The following is a 17,428-nucleotide window of genomic DNA, read 5'->3' on the forward strand; positions in this document are numbered from 1 at the left end:
GTACCGCCCCTTTGGACCAATAGCGCCGACACATACTTCACGGCGGGTGGGCGGCGGGGGCGCATGGTCTGACGTAAATGCCCGGCGCACGGCGAATTGGAAGGTTCGGTGCCGTCGACGTGATGGTACTGGAGGGATTTGCGTGCTGACCCGGCGCACATCGGCATACCTTTGGACTGAATAACCTGGCATCAATCTGCGAATGGAGATCTGGAAAACATGAATTTGAGCATGCTCGGCCTTACCACCACTTTCTCGCTCACCCTGCTAGCGTTCGCCGCTGCTCCGGTGGCCGCAAACGCGCCGGCCAGCGCAACCGCGACCGGGGGCCTGCCTTTCGACGTCAAGCCGGTTGGCACATTCAAGAGTCCATGGGCCATGGCATTCCTGCCCAACGGCAATGTGCTGGTCACGCAGAAGGAGGGGACGATGATCCTGTTCGATCCCGCAACCGGTACCAGGCGGACAGTGTCCGGCACGCCTGCCGTCAGCAGCAAGGGCCAGGGCGCGCTGATGGACATCGTACCTGCTCCCGATTTCGCGGCCAGCAAGCTACTCTACCTCAGCTACTCCGAAGCGGGTTCCGGTGCCGACACCCGGGTCGTGCTCGCCACTGCAACACTGGATCAGGCAGGCGCCACGCTCAAGGGTACGAGGGTCATTTTCCGCAGCCAGGATGCATCGACTGGCGGGCACTATTCGGGCCGTATTGGCTTCTCGCCGGATGGCAAGTATCTCTTCTTCACCAGTGGCGACCGCCAGCTTTTCGATCCGGCGCAGGACCCTCGGTCAACGCTCGGCAAGGTGCTGCGCCTGAACCTCGACGGCACGCCAGCCGCCGGCAACCCGCTCGCGGCCAAGGGCTTCCATGCAGCCGTCTGGACGTATGGCCATCGCAATTTGCTGGGCATGGCCTTCGACAGACAGGGGCGCCTGTGGGAAATGGAGATGGGACCGCGCCACGGCGACGAGATCAACCTGATCAAGCCAGGCCTCAACTATGGCTGGCCGAAAGCATCGAATGGCAGCCACTATGATGGCCGGGACATCCCCGACCACGCCCCTGGCGACGGCTTCGAAGCCCCGAAAGTGTCCTGGGATCCGGCCATTTCACCAGGCGGTCTCGCCTACTACGATGCAGACCTGTTCCCGAAGTGGAAAAATTCCCTCTTCATTACCGGTCTCTCGGGCAAATCGCTAGACCGCATCGCCCTCGACGGCGAGACCGCGAGCAAGGTGGACCATTGGGACATGGGCGAACGCATCCGCGCCGTTCGCACCGGACCGGACGGCGCGCTATGGCTTCTGGAGGACGGTGCGCGCGGCCGGCTCCTGATGCTGACACCGAAGAGGTAGGCCAGCGGGAACTGCCTGGCGCGGGCAGGCCCGCTTTCGGCCGTTCTTATTTCGGATACGGATCCGGCCCGCCTTCCGCGATGAACCTGTCAATCCGCGCTGCCAGCACCGGCAGCGGCACCGATCCAAGTTGCAGCACGGTGTCGTGGAAGTGGCGGATGTCGAATTTCGGTCCCAGCGCTTTTTCCGCTTTGGCGCGCGCTTCCATGATCGCCATCTGCCCCAGGTAATACGACAGGGCCTGGCCGGGCCAGGAGATGTAGCGGTCGACTTCGGTTTCGACTTCGTGGTTCGACAGGGCCGTGTTCTCGCGCAGGTAGGCTTGCGCCTGCTCGCGGGTCCAGCCCTTGGCGTGGACGCCGGTGTCGACCACCAGGCGCGAGGCGCGCCAGGCCTGGTAGCTCAGCATGCCGAAGATTTCATAGGGCGTCTCGTAGATGCCCATCTCGACGCCGAGGCGCTCGGTGTACAGTGCCCAGCCTTCGCCGAAGGCCGAAATGTAGGCGCGGCGGAAGGGCGGCACGCCTTTTTGCTCGAGCGCGATCGGCATCTGGAAGGCGTGGCCCGGGGCCGACTCGTGCAGGGTCAGCGCCGGCAGGCTGTAGAGGCCGCGCGCGGGCAGGTTATAGGTGTTGACCAGGTAGGCGCCGGGGCCGCCGCGGCCGGCGGTGTAATACGGCGCCTGGTCGTCGGGTACCGGGCGGATCGCGAAGCGCTGGCGCGGCAGGTAGCCGAAATACTGGCTGGCCTTGGCGTCGAATTTTTTCGCGGTCCAGGCCGCGCGCATCAGGAGTTCTTCCGGCGTCTTTGCGTAAAAGCGCGGGTCGGTACGGAGGAACTGCAAAAAGGCGGGCAGGTCGCCCTTGAAACCGGTTTGCGCGATGGTGACCGCCATTTCGGCGCGGATCTTCGCCATTTCGGCCAGGCCGATGCGGTGAATCTCGTCGGCGCTCATGCTCGTCGTCGTGTACTCGAGGATTTTCGAGGCATAGTAGGCGCGGCCGTCCGGCAGGCTTTCGGCAGCCAGCGTGGTGCGCGCCTTCGGCATGTACTCGTCGCGCATGAAGGCCAGGACGCTTGAGTAGGCCGGCTGGACCCCGTCGCGGATCGCAGCCAGGGCCTGGGCGCGCAGCGCCGCCTGGTCGGCGGCCCCGATCGCGGCCGGCATCGTCTTGAAGGGCGTGTAGAAGACCGTGTCTTCGGGTTTGGCGCCGGCCACCGAGGCCAGGGCGGCGTCGCGCCCGCTCAGGGTGACTTTCGGCGGCGTGAAGCCGCGCGCCAGGCCGGCGCGCATGTTGGCGAGCTGCTCGCCGAAATGGCGCGGCAGGCTGCCCAGCTGCCCGATGTAGTTCCGGTAGTCCTCGATGGTCGAGAAGGGCTGGCGTGCGCCATAGGTGACGTCGGTCCAGAAGGCGCTGTCGGCATTCACCGGGGCTTCGAATTCGCGGAAGCGCAGGTCTTCGGCAAAGGCGGCGATCTGGGCGCGGTAGACCTGGTAATTGATACGCTCGGCGCTCGACAGCGCTTTCGGGTCGATCGCGTCGAGGCGGCGCAGCACGTCCTGCCAGTAGGCCAGGCGGATGGCCTGGGTAGTGGCGTCGACGCGCGGCAGTTCGGGACGCACTCGGCCGCGGGTCGCTTCGTCGCTGGCCAGGCGCTGCTCCACGCGCCAGCGCCACTCGGCCGCGTGGATCGCGGCGAAGCGCCGGTCGGCGGACGCGGAGCCGGCCGGCGCGGCGCGCACAGCGGCCTTGGCGGACGCTCCACTGCCGGCCGCGGCCTGCCCGGCGGCCAGGGCGCTGCCGGCGGCGACCAGCCCCGCGAGGCACAAGACTGTCCCGAACTTCAATTGCATCATGTTCCTATCCTCATGGCTAAAACAAGCATTGGCTGTCCGACATTATGTCGCAGGGGATACACGCGGCCAATAACTTTTAACAATGCAGCCGACCTGATAACTTTTTGCTCACATCGCATATTTGTTTGGTAATAATCATTCATCCTGGCTTTATAATCAGGGATCAGTCGGCCAGCAGGCAGGCAGGCCACATAACACACCAGAGCCTAACAGCGAGCATGGATCATACAGAAGGCCAGCGGCCACGGTCGCCGAATGACGCCGGGCCGACGAACAAGCCCAGCAAGGCAGTAGCAACGGCCGCAGAGACTGCCGCCGTTGCCTCGCTCGTGCAGCCCTGGCTGCTGATGAGCGTGCAACTGACACCCCTGATCGGCGAAAGCGGGTTTTGCGCGCTGGTCGGACGGGCACTGCGCCTGACCAATGTGCGCGCCGAACGCCTGGGCACGGGCGATGGCGCCCGTCCCATGTCGGACCTGTTCATCGCCTTGAGCAAGACCCTGACCGACGTCGGACCCGAGCGAGCGCCAGCCACCAATGACGAATTGCTCGCCACTTTCACCACGCTGCTGGGAACTTTGATCGGCGACGCGCTGACGAAACAGCTGTTGCACGTCGTACTCGATGACGTCGGACGGGCACAGGCAATGACAGGAGTAGATGTAGATGACCGATAAAGTATCCTTGGGTCTTTTGAACACCGGGGTGCCAGGACTGGACACGCTCCTGGGCGGAGGCCTTCCGGAGTTTTCTTTCAACCTCGTCGCCGGCCCGCCGGGCAGCGGCAAGACCACGCTCGCGCACCAGATCATGTTCGCCTTGGCCACGCCCGAGCGGCGCGCGCTGTTCTTTACCGTGCTCGGCGAGCCGCCACTGAAAATGCTGCGTTACCAGCAGCAGTTCACCTTCTTCGACCTCGACAAGGTCGGTCCCGCGATCCGCTATGTGAACCTGAGCGACAGCCTGCGCAGCGGGGATTTTTCCGGCGTGCTCGAACGGATCATGGCGGAAATCGAAGATTTCGCACCCTCGCTGGTGTTCGTCGATTCGTTCCGCTCGGTCGTGCAGACGGCCAAGCCCGGCAACGAAGGCGTGGTCGACCTCCAGTACTTCATCCAGGAGCTGGGCACGCGCATGACGAGCTGGCAGGCCACGACTTTCCTGATCGGCGAGTACGGCAATGCCGACCCCGAAGCCAATCCGATCATGACGGTGGCCGACGGCCTGATTTCACTCGGCCAGGTGCAGGAGCACAGCACGGTCGTGCGCAAGCTGCGCGTCCTGAAGATGCGCGGATGCGCGCACCTGACCGGCTCGCACAACCTGCGCATCACGGGCGACGGCCTGCGCATCTATCCGCGCATCCTGCCGGCACTCGCCGACGACCGCCTGCCGGGTGTCCCGGTCGACCGTGAAGCGCGGCGCATCTCGACCGGCGTGCCGGGGATCGACGCGCTGATGCTCGGCGGGCTGCCGCAAGGGCATACCATGCTCATCGCCGGGCCGTCGGGCGCCGGCAAGACCATCATCGCCACGCGCTTCCTGCAAGAGGGCGACCGCCTGGGCGAACAGGGCGTCGCGGTGTATTTCGAGAAGGGCACGCCACGCTTGCGCAACGCCGAGCTGGCCGAAATGGTGCAACGCGGCGCCGTGACCGTGTTGGAGAGCCGCCTGCTCGACCTGACCGTCGACGAACTGATCGACGAACTGGTGACCACCTTGCAGCGCACCGGCGCCAGGCGTCTCGTGATCGATTCCCTGTCCGAGTTCGGGCTGTATATGGCGACCGAATCCCGCGCCGATTTTCGCCTGGCGGTGTTTCGCATGCTGTCGACGGTGGCCAAGCTCGATGTCAGCGCCATCGTCACCATCGGTCACGACGATGTATTCACCGGGCTGACTTTCTGCCAGGACAACATCGCCTACCTGACCGACGCGATCGTGGCCCTGCGCTACGCCGAGGTGGACGGCAGGCTGCACAAGTTCATGTCGGTGGTGAAGGTGCGCGGCAGTGCCCACAGCACCGACCTGCGCGCCTACCGCATCACGGACGAAGGACTCGAGGTGGATGAACTGCCCACCGAAGTATCCGGCGTCCTGAACGGCGGCTCGGCACGGGACTTCCTGTCCAAATGAGGAGAATGGGGAATGTTTCATGACAAAGAACCAGGCTCGATGCAGCGTTCCCCCGATCCGGGCCTAGCTCAGCCCGACGCCTATACCGGCGCGCTGCTGCGCCACATCGCCTGCCTCGAAGACGAGGTCGCGCGGCAACAGACGGCCCTGCGCGACAAGGAAGAGCTCGAACGCAGCGTGAAGCGCCTGCGCGAGGCCAACGAGCATCTGGTGCTGGCGGCCATCAACGAGCAAAGCCTGCGCGACGAGGCCGAGGCAGTCAACCGGCGCCAGAACGAATTCCTCGCCATGCTGGCCCACGAGCTGCGCAATCCCCTGGTGCCGATCAGCATGTCGTCGATGCTGATCGAGCGCTCGGTCAACGCCTCGCCCGAGGTCTTGAATTTCTCGAAAGTCATCCGCCGCCAGGTCGACCACATGGCCAGGCTGCTCGACGACCTGCTCGACGCGGCGCGCATCAGCAGCGGCAAGATCACGATCCAGCGCGAGCCGCTGGCCCTGCCCGAGATCATCGACCAGGCCGTCGAAACCGTGCTGCCGCGCGTGCGCGAACGCGGCCAGCAGCTCGAAGTACGGCTGCCGCCGGCCACGCTCGGCGCCCGTGGCGACCGGGTGCGGCTGGCCCAGGTATTTACCAACCTGCTCGGCAACGCCTCGAAATACACGGGCGACGGCGGCACGATCACCCTCGACGTGGTCGCGGAGGGCGACGAGGTCGTGGCAACCGTGGCCGACAACGGCACCGGCATCGGGCCCGAAGTCCTGCCGCATATCTTCGACCTGTTTACCCAGGGTCCGCGCTCGCTGGCGCGCTCGGAAGGCGGCCTGGGCGTGGGCCTGAACGTGGTGCGCAACCTGGTCGCCATGCATGGCGGGACGATCCGGGCCGAGAGCCCCGGGGTCGGGCAGGGCAGCCGCTTCATCCTGCGCCTGCCCGGCTGCGACTTGCCGCAAGCCGCGCCTCCTCCCGCTGCGACGCATGCCGGCAGCGCTCCCTGCCGGGTCCTCATCATCGAGGACAACATTGACGCCGCCGAGGCCCTGAAGGCCTTTCTCGACATGGAAGGGCACGAGGTCAGCCTGGCGCACGACGGCTGCAGCGGCCTCGACGCCCTGTTATCGAACGAGTTCGACGTCGTCGTCTGCGACATCGGCCTGCCCGGCATGGACGGCCTGGAAGTGGTGCGCCGCCTGCGCGCCGAGGCCAGGACACCGGTGTCCATCGCCCTGTCCGGCTATGGCCAGGCCGACGACCGCGCCCGGGCCGAGGCGGCCGGCTTCGACCACTACCTGGTCAAGCCGGTCAATCCGGACACGCTGCTGGCGCTGGTGGCCGCGCGCCGCTGACTACCCGCCCATAAAAAAAGCACAAGGCCGGCGAACCGGACCTTGTGCTTTTTTTACGCCTGAACGATTACTGGTGCGCGTGGTGCGTTGCGGTCAGCTTGCGCATCAGCGGCAGCACGGCCAGCGCGATCAGCGTGCAGAGGACGGCGGCGATGCCCAGCTTGTTGAACAGGCTGGTGTAGATCGGCAGCGTCTGCAGCGGATCGGTCATGCCTTGCGGGACGCTGGCATAGTTGGCCACCACGCCGCCCAGGTATTGCGAGATGCCGGAGGCCACGAAATAGGCGCCCATCATGAAGCCGCCCATGCGCGCCGGCACGTAGCGCGCCACCATCGCCAGGCCGAGGCCGGAGACCAGCAGCTCGCCCAGCGAATACAGGCCGTAGCCGGCGATCATGATCCACGACGAGGTCAGGCCGTTGACGGCGAACTTGTCGGCGAAGCCATAGGTGAAGAAGCCGGCGGCGACCACCGCGAACCCGAGCGCGAACTTGCCGGCGATCGACAGGTCGTTGCCGCTGCGGCCGGCGCGGGTGTACATCCAGGCCAGCACCGGGGAGAGCAGCATGATCCAGATCGCATTCAGCGCCTGGAACTGGGCCGGGGACCAGGTCCACAGCTGGCTGCCGAACACGACGAAATTGAGGTCGACGTTACGCAGGGCGAACAGCGACAGCGAGGTCGACATCTGCTGGTAGAAGATGAAGAAGAAGACCGTCTGCAGCGTCAGCACCAGGGCCGCGATCAGGCCGGCGCGTTCGCTCGGCTCGCTCTTCCTGATCAGGTGCGCGAAGATGCCGAGCACCACGACGCCGGCCAGGTAGACGAAGATGCGCGCCAGGCTCTGGTACTGCAGGATCACGGCCGACAGGCCGACCGCGACCACGCCGCCGGCCAGCACCATCGCCAGCTTGCCCATGTCGAGCGGCTTTTCGTCCGGGGTCGAGCCGACGTGGCGGATGCTCGCGCGCATCAGCATCAGGGTCATCAGGCCGATCATCAGGCCCACGCTGCAGAAGGCATAGGCGGCGTGCCAGCCGATCTCGTTGCCGTAGGTGGCGTTGACGTGGTCCTTGATCCAGGGCGTGGCCAGCATCGAGATGGTCGAGCCGACGTTGACGGCCATGTAGTACATGGTAAAGGCGCTGTCGATCTTGGAATCGTCGCCTTCATAGATCTTGCGCACCAGGTTGGCGGTGTTCGGCTTGAACAGGCCGTTGCCGACCACGATCACGCCCAGGGCCGAGAACAGGTGCCAGGTATCGGTCGACGGAATCGCCATCAGCGCGTAGCCGAGCGAGAGGATGACGGCGCCGAGCACCATGCAGCGGCGGGTGCCGAGCACCTGGTCGCCGATCCAGCCGCCGATCGCCGGCGCCACGTAGATCAGGGCCGCCGCGGCGCCCCAGACCAGGTTGGCGCGGCTGTCGTCGAAGCCCATGCGCTGGACCATGAAGTAGACGATCAGCGCCTGCATGCCGTAGTAGCCGAAGCGCTCCCACAACTCGATCATCCAGACCGTCATGAATGAGCGGGTCTGGCTGTACGGTAGAATTTCCGTTTTCATTTGTCTCCCTTGTTGATATGGCGCCGCCAATGCATGACCGGCGGCAAGCCGGTGCATGCTACTTCAGGCCAAGGGAAGATGCAATCGTGAAAGGGCGGGAGATAAATGTCAGGCGATGAGACGGCGTACCGAGCTGCCGCCGAACACGGCGTGCTGCCGGACCAGGGGCGTAAACAAGCTGTACAGCATGGCTTGCTCGGTCGCGCTGACGGCGTCCAGGGCCTGATGATGTTGCGGTGACAATACCGTGTCCAGTGCGGCCAGGTTGTCGGCGAGTTGTTCCACGCGGCTGACGCCCAGCAAAGTCGAGCTCACACCGGGCCGGGAAGTCACCCAGGCCAAGGCAATCCGCGCCTGGCTCAATCCGGTGTCGTCGGCAACTATCTTGAGCGCGTCGAGGATGGTCCAGTTTCGTTCGGTAAATAGAGAATCGCCAAACGGGTTGGCGCCATCGAGCCGTTTGTCGTCCTGCGGCCTTTGATCGCTCTCCTGCGCCGCCCCGCGCGGCAACCCACCGGCGCGCGGTCCGGCGCGCTCGACACTTGCCCGGTCATATTTTCCCGTGAGCAGGCCGAAGGCCAGCGGACTCCAGGGTACGATGCCCATGCCGAATTCCGCCGCCAGGGGGATGAACTCGTTTTCGATATCGCGGTTCACCAGGGAATAAAAATATTGCAAGGCGATCGGGCCCGGAACACCGCGTGCCGCCGCCAGGGTCGCCAGCTTCGCGGTGTACCAGGCTGGCGTGTTGGAAATGCCCCAATAGCGAATTTTCCCGGAGCGCACCAGCGTCGTCATGGTCTCCAGCAGTTCTTCCGCCGGCGTCACCGAGTCCCATACGTGAACCCAGTACAGGTCGATATAGTCGGTCTGCAGCCGGCGCAAAGATGCCTCGAGCGCGCGGTGGATGTGCTTGGCGCCATTGCCGCCGCCATGAGGACCCTCACCGTCGGCAAAACCGGATTTGGTGGCCAACACGATGCGCTCGCGTAGTGACGCACCCTCCATGAATTTACCCAGCATTTCCTCGCTGCGGCCACTCGAATACACATCGGCGGTATCGATGAAATTTCCGCCCGTGTCGAGGTAGGCGTCGAAGACCGCCCGCGAATCCTGCTCGCCCGAACCCCAGCGCGCGGTGCCGAAGGTCATGGTGCCGAGGCAGAAAGGGCTGACCACAAGCCCGGAGCGTCCAAGGGTACGATAGTCTGCCATCGCCATATCTTTACTTTCTGAGTGATTGATAGGAAAATCATAGCCGAGTCCAGCCAGGCATACAAGTATTTTCCTAACGATCACTAGAATATGAGTCAGACCAGCAAGAAAAAGGGCAGGCCCCTGTCCTTCGACCGCGATCAAGCCTTGCACAAGGCGATGGTCCTGTTTTGGCAGCACGGCTACGAAGCCACCTCCCTGAACGACCTCACCACCACCCTGGGGGTGAAACCGTCGAGTATCTATTCGGCATTCGGAGACAAGAAAAGGCTGTTCCTCGACGCTGTCGGACTATATATGTCGGGGCCGGTTACCTCCGACACCATTATCGACGGCGCCGCGTCGGCACGCCAGGCCGCGCGCGATCTGTTCAATGCCGCTGCAATTGGTTTTACCGGGGAGGACACGCCGCCCGGTTGCCTGCTTGCCAGCTCGGTCATCAGTTGTTCGGCCGCGGCCGACGACGTCAAGCTGGAGCTGGCCGCGATCCGGAGCGCGATCGAAGCGCGCTTGCGGGCGAAGATTCTGGAGTCCATCGACAGCAAGGAGCTGCCGGGCGACACCGATGCCGAAGGACTGGCGGCGATGGCGATGGCCGTGATCCAGGGTATGTCTACCCTGGCCCGCGATGGCGCGACACGTGAAAAATTAGTGCGCGTGGGGGAGATGGCGATGCGCAGCTGGCCGGCGATTCCGGCTAAGTCCCCTGGCGCTCAGAACGACTCGTCCGCCGCCAGGTAACGCCACTGCCCGACCGGCAGGTCGCCCAGTTTCACGCGCCCGATGCGCACGCGCTTCAGGCCGATGACCTTCAGGCCGACCATGTCGCACATGCGGCGGATCTGGCGCTTCTTGCCTTCGCGCAGGGTGAAGCTGAGCTGGTCCTCGTTCTGCCAGCGCACCTTGGCCGGCAGCAGCGGTTTGCCGTCCATCCACAGGCCGTGGCACAGCTTTTTCAGGTCGCTGTCGGGCAGCTTGCCCGGTTTGGTGTACTCGACCCGCACCAGGTATTCCTTGTCGATCGAGGTCGTTTCGCCGATCAGGGTTTTCGCCACGCGCCCGTCCTGGGTCAGCACCAGCAGGCCGACCGAGTCGATGTCGAGGCGGCCCGCCGGCACCAGCGAGCGCAGCTGGGTCGGGTGGAACTGCTCGGGGGCCGGGTCTTCCGGCCAGCGGTTTTCCAGCTTGATCAGGGCCACCGCCGGCGTGTAGCCGTCCTCGGCCTGGCCCGACACATAGCCCATCGGCTTGTTGATGAGGATGGTGACGCGTTTCGACTGCTCGGCCGCGGCCTGGCGCTCGACCGTGATGCGCTGCTCGGGCAGCACCTTGCTGCCCAGTTCGGAGACGACCTTGCCGTCGACGCGCACCCAGCCGCGGGCGATCCATTCATCAGCCTCGCGGCGCGAGCACAGGCCCAGTTCGGACATTCGTTTGGAGAGGCGGAGCGGTTCGGTCATGGATAACAGTCAGGTAGGGTCGGATACGAAATGCAGGCAAGTCAGATTGCCAGCGCGTCGAGCAGCTCGGTTTCGAGCTGCACCAGCACGCGGGGGTTGTTCAGGCTGGCGCCGTCGACGAGGAAGACGTCCTCGACACGCTCGCCAAGGGTCATGATCTTCGCGGTGTGCACGTTGATGCGGTAGCGCGCCAGTACGCTGGCAATCGCATACAGCAGACCGGTGCGGTCGTTGGCGCCGATCGACAGCACATAATAGTTGCCCCGCTCGTCGGGGCGCAGCTCGACCTGGGGCGCGAACGGGAAGTGGCGCGACAGGCGCGACAGGCGCGCGCGCGTGACCGGGGGCAACGGGGCCTGAGCCTGCAGCAGCCCGGTCAACTCGTGCTCGATCAGGCTGATGATGTCGCGGTAGTTGTTGGCGAAGTTTTCCTCGGTGACGAGGAAGCTGTCGAGCGCGTAGCCGTCGCGCGTGGTGTGGATCTTGGCGTCGAGGATGCTGAAATTCTTGCGGTCGAAATAACTGCAGATGCGGGCGAACAGGTCGGGCTGGTCCTTCACGTAGACCGCCACTTGCAGGCCTTCGCCGATCGGTGCCAGGCGCGCCTTGACCACCGGCTTGCTGCTATTCAAACGGTCGTGCAGGCAGCGCGTCTGCCAGGCGATGTCGGAAGCGTCGTGGCGCAGGAAATACACCACGTCGAGCTGGTTCCACAAGGCCTCGTGGGCATCGGCCGGCAGGCCGAACAGGCGCAGCGTGGCCAGCGCTTCCTGCTGGCGCATGCGCAGTTCGCGATCGGGCGAATGCGGCTCGCCCCCGAGCACGCGCAGCGTGATGCGGTACAGGTCTTCGAGCAGCTTGGCTTTCCAGGCGTTCCACACCTTCGGGCTGGTGCCGCGGATGTCGGCCACGGTCAGCAGGTAGAGGGCGGTCAGGTGGCGCTCGTCCTTCACGACCTCGGCAAAGGCCTGGATCACGTCCGGGTCCGACAGGTCCTGTTTCTGGGCGACCTGCGACATCGTCAGGTGCTGCTCGACCAGGAACACGACCAGCTCGGTGTCCGCCGCGCTCATGCCGTGGTCCAGGCAGAAGGCGAGGGCGTCTTCGCGCCCGAGCTGGGAATGGTCGCCGCCGCGGCCCTTGGCGATGTCGTGGAACAGGGCCCCCACGTAGAGCAGCCAGCGGTCGCGGAAATTGGCGATCAGGGCGCTGCAGAACGGGTATTCGTGGGCATGTTCGCTCATCGTGAAGCGGCGCAGGTTGCGCACCACCATCATGATGTGCTGGTCGACCGTGTACACGTGGAACAGGTCGTGCTGCATCTGGCCGACGATGCGGCGGAAGTTCGGCAGGTAACGCCCCAGCACCCCCATGTCGTTCATGCGCCGCAGCGCATGCACCAGGCCGGTCGGCGCCTTCAGGATGCGCAGGAAATGCGCGCGGTTGCCCGGATCGGCGCGGTAGGCGTCGTCGATCAGGCTGCGCGCATGCCACAGCGCACGGGTGGTGCGCGCGGTCATGCCCTTGATCTCGGGGCGCTCGGTCATGGCCACGAAAATCTCGAGCAGCGCCGAGGGATTGCGCTCGAAGGTATCGTCGTGGGCGATGTCGATGAAACCGTTGACGTCGTTGAAGCAGGCGTTGATGGGAACGGCCACCGCCGGTTGCGGGAACAGGCGCGCCTCGATGTTCTGCAGCAGGAGGGTATTGAGCTGGGTAACCGTCTTGGCGGCCCAGTAATAACGCTGCATCAGGTATTCGGACGCACGCCGGGCGCCCTCGGGCGCCCCATCGCCGCGGCCGTCCGTGAGCCCGAACGATTCCGCGATCGCGGTCTGGACGTCGAACAGCAGGCGGTCTTCGCGGCGGCCGGTGTGCAGGTGCAGGCGCACGCGGATGTCCTTGAAGGCGCGCTCCTTTTCCATCAGCTGGCGCGCTTCCTCGTGCGTGACCAGTTCGCGCGTGGCGAACTGGCCCCAGGAGTTGGCCAGCCCGGCGGCTTTCGCGACCCACAGGATGACCTGCAGGTCGCGCAGCGCGCCCGGACTTTCCTTGCAATTGGGCTCGAGGGCAAACGCCGTGTACTCGTACTTGGCATGGCGCAGCCGCATCTCGGCCGTCTTGGCCTGGAAGAAGGCGCGCGGGTCGAGCGCTTCATGGTGGCGCTTCTGCAGGGTCGCAAAGAGCTGGGCGTCGCCGCTGACCAGGCGCGCCTCCAGCAGACTGGTTTGCACCGTGATGTCGGCGGCCGACTCGATCATGCACTCGTCGACCGTGCGGATGCTGTGCCCGATCTCGAGGCCGAGGTCCCACAGCAGCTGCACCAGGCCTTCCAGCCTGGCCTGGGTGATGGCGTCCGGCGGCGCCCCCAGCAGCACCAGCAGGTCGACGTCGGAATAGGGAAACAGTTCGCCGCGCCCGTAACCGCCGACGCCCACCAGGGCGGTATTGGCGGGCAGGCGAGCGGCCAGCCAGGCCTCGATCAGGACGTCGTCGACCAGCTGGCGCAGGCCGCGCAGCAGCTTTTCCGGCTTGCCGTCGTCGCGGAAAGCGTGGAACAGCACCTGGCGTTCGGCCTTGAGCCGGGCCTTGAGCGCCACGCGGGTCTGGTCGGGCAGGGCAGTGGTCACGGCCGCTCCTTATGCCGGAACCGCGTCCTTTTGCTGGACGATGGCGGGCGGCGGCGGGCTGCCGGCGGACAGGGTCAGCACCTCGTAGCCGGTGTCGGTCACCAGGATCATGTGTTCCCACTGGGCCGACAGGCTGCGGTCCTTGGTCTTGATGGTCCAGCCGTCCGGCATCTCCTTGATCTCGCGGCGGCCGGCGTTGATCATCGGCTCGATCGTGAAGATCATGCCGGGTTCGAGTTTTTCCAGGGTGCCCGGCTTGCCGTAGTGCAGTACCTGCGGCTCTTCGTGGAAGACGCGGCCGATGCCGTGGCCACAGAACTCGCGCACCACGCTGTAGCCGTTTTTCTCGGCATGCTGCTGGATGGCATGGCCGATGTCGCCCAGGAAGGCGCCCGGTTTCACTTTCGAGATGCCGAGCCACATGCACTCATAGGTCACCTCGGCCAGGCGTTTCGCCAGGATCGAAGGTTCGCCGATGAAGAACATGCGGCTGTTGTCGCCGTGGAAGCCATCCTTCGTGATGATGGTGACGTCGATGTTCATCGCGTCGCCGTTTTTCAATACCCTGTCGCCCGGGATGCCGTGGCAGATGACGTCGTTGAGCGAGGTGCAGACCGCTTTCGGAAAGGGCGGATAGCCCGGCGGCGCGTAGTTCAGCGGAGCCGGCGTGGTGCCCTGCACATTGACCATGTATTCATGGCACAGGCGGTCGAGTTCGCCAGTGGTGACGCCGGCCTTGACGAAGGGCGTGATGTAGTCGAGCACTTCGGAACCGAGGCGGCCAGCCAGGCGCATGCCTTCGATTTCTTCCGGAGTTTTGATGGAGATGGTCATGGGCAATGAAGGACAATGAGAGAGATGGGTTCTGTAAGCTTGTGCGCGCAGGGCAGAATGGTGCCAGTTGCAATATTCCTCTCATTATAAGTGATCGGTGCGCCAGTTGCCGAGGGCGGACATCGAATGGCAGGAGGGAACGCTTGAATTAATGGACGGATCCGGCTAGAATCTCGGGTTGCTTGGGCTGAGGTCCGGCAATGTTGTCAAAAGTAATCCATTTTATTTATTCAAATCGCGAAATCGGCCAACAAGGGTGCCCTCGAGGTGACTGGCCGATATTCAAGACTTAACCCTGGAGAATTACATGTCCGTTACTATGCGCGAAATGCTGGAAGCCGGTATTCACTTCGGTCACCAGACCCGTTTCTGGAACCCGAAGATGGCGCCGTTCATCTTTGGTCATCGCAACAAAATCCACATCATCAACCTGGAAAAGACCATGGCGATGTACCAGGATGCGATGAAAACCATCAAGCAGATCTCGGCCAACCGCGGCACCATCCTGATGGTCGGCACCAAGCGCCAGGCGCGCGACATCATCGCCGCTGAAGCCCAGCGCGCTGGCGTGCCTTACGTCGACCAGCGTTGGCTCGGCGGCATGCTGACCAACTTCAAGACCATCAAGACCTCGATCAAGCGCCTGAAGGAAATGGAAGCCCAGATCGAAGACGGTTCGGTCGAGAAGCTGTCGAAAAAAGAAGGCCTGATGTTCGAGCGCGAGATGGTCAAGCTGCAGAAGTCGATCGGCGGCATCAAGGACCTGGGCGGCGTGCCTGACGCGATCTTCGTCGTCGACGTTGGCTACCACAAGGGCACCATCACCGAAGCCGGCAAGCTGGGCATCCCGGTCATCGGCATCGTCGATACCAACCACTCGCCAGAAGGCGTGACCCACGTCATCCCGGGTAACGACGACTCGTCGAAGGCCATTTCCCTGTACGCACGCGGCGTGGCCGATGCGATCCTGGAAGGCCGTGCCAACGCCACCAACGAAGTGGCCGAGATGGTCAAGGCCGGCGGCGACGACTTCGTCGAAGTCTCCGAGCAGGCGTAATCGACAGGCGGACCGCGGTCCGCTGCGACAAAAGAGGGGTGCCGAGCCATAGCTGAGCACCCCTTTTTTTAAGCCCGGCAATTCCATTTACATATCGTGCGAGTGCCCTGTGGCGTTCGTACCCTGTTGAACATATTTAGGAGAGAAACATGGCAGCTATTACTGCAGCGATGGTTGGTGAACTGCGCGCGAAGACCGATGCGCCGATGATGGAATGCAAGAAGGCCCTGACCGAAGCCGAAGGCGACATGGGCCGTGCCGAAGAGATCCTGCGCGTCAAGCTGGGCGGCAAGGCATCGAAAGCCTCGGCACGCGTGACCGCCGAAGGCGTGGTCGCCAGCTACATCGCCGGCAACATCGGCGCGCTGGTCGAAATCAACAGCGAAACCGACTTCGTCGCCAAGAACGACGAATTCATGGCCATGGCCAACCTGGCAGCCAAGCTGGTCGCCGAGCAGAACCCTGCCGACGTCGCCGCCCTGTCCAACCTCGATGTCGGCGGCCAGACCTTCGACGCGCTGCGTTCGGCACTGATCGGCAAAATCGGTGAAAATATGACCGTGCGCCGCTTCCAGCGCTTCGAGACCACGGGCAAGCTCGCTTCCTACCTGCACGGCAGCCGTATCGGCGTCATCGTCGACTACGACGGTGCGGACGAGCAAGTCGGCAAGGACGTCGCGATGCACATCGCCGCGATGAAGCCGGTCGCCCTGTCGTCGGAAGGCGTGCCTGCCGAACTGATCGAGAAAGAGCGTTCGGTCGCCCAGCTCAAGGCCCAGGAAGATGCCGACGCGGCTGCTGCCGCAGGCAAGCCGGCCCAGTCGCCGGAAATCCTGGCCAAGCGCCTCGAAGGTTCGGTCCAGAAGTATCTGAAAGAAGTGTCGCTGCTGAACCAGACCTTCGTCAAGAACGACAAGCAGTCGATCGAGCAGATGCTGAAAGCCGCCAACACCACGGTGAAGGGCTTCACGATGTACGTCGTGGGCGAGGGCATCGAGAAGAAGGTCGACGACTTCGCAGCAGAAGTTGCGGCGCAGATGGCTGCCAACAAGCAGTAATGTGAAAGCGGGCCGAGAGGCCCGTTTTTTTAACCTGCTCGTTTACGGCAGGCGCGCGCGCCGTACGCCGTGCGCGCCAGTTTCGCCACCATCTGTACATTGGCAGATGAGGCCAGGTGCAAACCGCCGGCCAGACCCGAATTCGAAACAAACACACAGGAGAGCGCTTCATCATGACAAAACCAGCCTACAAACGAGTCCTGCTTAAACTGTCTGGCGAAGCACTGATGGGCGACGACCAGTTCGGCATCAACCGCGTCACCATCGACCGCATGGTCGCAGACGTCGCCGAAGTGGCAAAGGCAGGTGTCGAGGTGGCGATCGTGATTGGCGGCGGCAACATCTTCCGCGGCGTGGCGCCGGGTGCGCAGGGCATGGACCGCGCTACCGCCGACTACATGGGCATGCTGGCCACCGTCATGAACGCGCTGGCCCTGGCCGACGCCATGCGCCACGTCGGCATCACCGCACGCGTGATGTCGGCCATCGGCATCGACCAGGTGGTCGAGCCCTACGTGCGCCCGAAAGCGCTGCAATACCTGGAAGAGGGCAAGGTCGTCGTCTTTGCCGCCGGCACCGGCAACCCCTTCTTCACCACCGATACCGCGGCCGCCCTGCGCGGCGCCGAAGTGGGCGCGCAGATCGTGCTGAAGGCCACCAAGGTCGATGGCGTCTATACTGCCGATCCGCAAAAGGATCCGACCGCCACCCGTTATGAGACGATTTCCTTCGACGAAGCGATCTCGAAGCAGCTGCAGGTGATGGACGCCACCGCGTTCGCCCTGTGCCGCGACCAGAAGCTGCCGATCAAGGTGTTTTCGATCGTCAAGCCGGGCGCCCTGATGCGCGTGATCATGGGCGAGGACGAAGGCACCCTGGTCCACGTCTGAGCAGTTCACCCTACCAATAC

At 64.2% G+C, this 17,428-nt stretch carries 14 protein-coding genes; 8 read left to right on the plus strand and 6 right to left on the minus strand.

Annotation, left to right across the window (positions count from 1 at the left end; all coding sequences use genetic code 11):
• The first annotated feature begins 219 nt into the window (after window positions 1–219).
• Complete coding sequence (locus AC56KZ_RS11810) at window positions 220–1,356, plus strand: PQQ-dependent sugar dehydrogenase (protein WP_497162353.1); 1,137 nt, start codon at window positions 220–222, stop codon at window positions 1,354–1,356.
• A gap of 46 nt (window positions 1,357–1,402) precedes the next feature.
• Here AC56KZ_RS11810 and AC56KZ_RS11815 read toward each other — a convergent pair whose 3' ends face one another.
• A complete protein-coding gene (locus AC56KZ_RS11815) occupies window positions 1,403–3,214 on the minus strand; it encodes a DUF885 domain-containing protein (RefSeq protein WP_497162354.1) in 1,812 nt (603 codons plus the stop codon).
• A gap of 218 nt (window positions 3,215–3,432) precedes the next feature.
• On the opposite strand from AC56KZ_RS11815, the gene AC56KZ_RS11820 reads away from it, so the two are divergent.
• Genes AC56KZ_RS11820 through AC56KZ_RS11830 form a run of 3 tightly spaced genes read left to right on the plus strand, consistent with a single transcriptional unit; the run spans window position 3,433 to window position 6,697 of the window.
• Window positions 3,433–3,891, plus strand: a complete 459-nt coding sequence (locus AC56KZ_RS11820) for a hypothetical protein (protein ID WP_497162355.1) — start codon at window positions 3,433–3,435, stop codon at window positions 3,889–3,891.
• Window positions 3,881–5,350, plus strand: a complete 1,470-nt coding sequence (locus tag AC56KZ_RS11825) for an ATPase domain-containing protein (protein WP_497162356.1) — start codon at window positions 3,881–3,883, stop codon at window positions 5,348–5,350. Before AC56KZ_RS11820 ends, AC56KZ_RS11825 begins: the two co-directional genes overlap by 11 nt.
• A 12-nt stretch (window positions 5,351–5,362) precedes the next feature.
• Entirely contained in the window at window positions 5,363–6,697 is a 1,335-nt protein-coding gene (locus AC56KZ_RS11830; RefSeq protein WP_497162357.1) for a hybrid sensor histidine kinase/response regulator, read from the plus strand.
• 67 nt (window positions 6,698–6,764) lie between these two features.
• Here AC56KZ_RS11830 and AC56KZ_RS11835 read toward each other — a convergent pair whose 3' ends face one another.
• Together AC56KZ_RS11835 and AC56KZ_RS11840 are read right to left on the minus strand one after the other, a co-directional pair.
• Window positions 6,765–8,264 carry a peptide MFS transporter gene (locus AC56KZ_RS11835; RefSeq protein ID WP_497162358.1) on the minus strand — a complete coding sequence of 500 codons (1,500 nt, stop codon included), beginning with the start codon at window positions 8,262–8,264 and terminating at the stop codon, window positions 6,765–6,767.
• A 108-nt stretch (window positions 8,265–8,372) separates the two neighbouring features.
• On the minus strand, window positions 8,373–9,479 hold the full coding sequence (locus AC56KZ_RS11840) for an aldo/keto reductase (RefSeq protein ID WP_497162359.1): 1,107 nt from the start codon (window positions 9,477–9,479) through the stop codon (window positions 8,373–8,375).
• 90 nt (window positions 9,480–9,569) lie between these two features.
• On the opposite strand from AC56KZ_RS11840, the gene AC56KZ_RS11845 reads away from it, so the two are divergent.
• Window positions 9,570–10,220: a TetR/AcrR family transcriptional regulator gene (locus tag AC56KZ_RS11845; protein WP_497162360.1), complete on the plus strand. Its 651-nt coding sequence runs from the start codon at window positions 9,570–9,572 to the stop codon at window positions 10,218–10,220.
• Here the strand turns inward: AC56KZ_RS11845 and AC56KZ_RS11850 are convergent.
• Genes AC56KZ_RS11850 through map form a run of 3 tightly spaced genes read right to left on the minus strand, consistent with a single transcriptional unit; the run spans window position 10,193 to window position 14,403 of the window.
• Window positions 10,193–10,939: a pseudouridine synthase gene (locus AC56KZ_RS11850; protein ID WP_497162361.1), complete on the minus strand. Its 747-nt coding sequence runs from the start codon at window positions 10,937–10,939 to the stop codon at window positions 10,193–10,195. The two genes, AC56KZ_RS11845 and AC56KZ_RS11850, sit on opposite strands and share 28 nt — an antisense overlap.
• A gap of 41 nt (window positions 10,940–10,980) precedes the next feature.
• The gene (locus AC56KZ_RS11855) at window positions 10,981–13,569 is read right to left on the minus strand and encodes a [protein-PII] uridylyltransferase (RefSeq protein ID WP_497162362.1); all 2,589 of its coding nucleotides are present in this window, start codon (window positions 13,567–13,569) and stop codon (window positions 10,981–10,983) included.
• Between the two features lie 9 nt (window positions 13,570–13,578).
• Entirely contained in the window at window positions 13,579–14,403 is an 825-nt protein-coding gene (gene map, locus AC56KZ_RS11860) for a type I methionyl aminopeptidase (RefSeq protein WP_497162363.1), read from the minus strand.
• Window positions 14,404–14,710: 307 nt separating this feature from the next.
• Here map and rpsB point away from each other — a divergent pair, with 307 nt between their 5' ends.
• The 3 genes from rpsB to pyrH all read left to right on the plus strand — a co-directional run bounded on the left by rpsB (window position 14,711) and on the right by pyrH (window position 17,408).
• Entirely contained in the window at window positions 14,711–15,460 is a 750-nt protein-coding gene (gene rpsB / locus AC56KZ_RS11865) for a 30S ribosomal protein S2 (RefSeq protein WP_497162364.1), read from the plus strand.
• Between the two features lie 149 nt (window positions 15,461–15,609).
• Window positions 15,610–16,518 (plus strand): translation elongation factor Ts, encoded by a 909-nt coding sequence (gene tsf, locus AC56KZ_RS11870; RefSeq protein WP_497162365.1) that lies wholly within the window; start codon window positions 15,610–15,612, stop codon window positions 16,516–16,518.
• Between the two features lie 173 nt (window positions 16,519–16,691).
• Window positions 16,692–17,408, plus strand: coding sequence for a UMP kinase (gene pyrH, locus AC56KZ_RS11875; RefSeq protein WP_497162366.1), 717 nt, complete (start codon window positions 16,692–16,694; stop codon window positions 17,406–17,408).
• Window positions 17,409–17,428: the final 20 nt, after the last annotated feature.

It is taken from the genome of Telluria sp. LT2P34 (assembly GCF_059685915.1).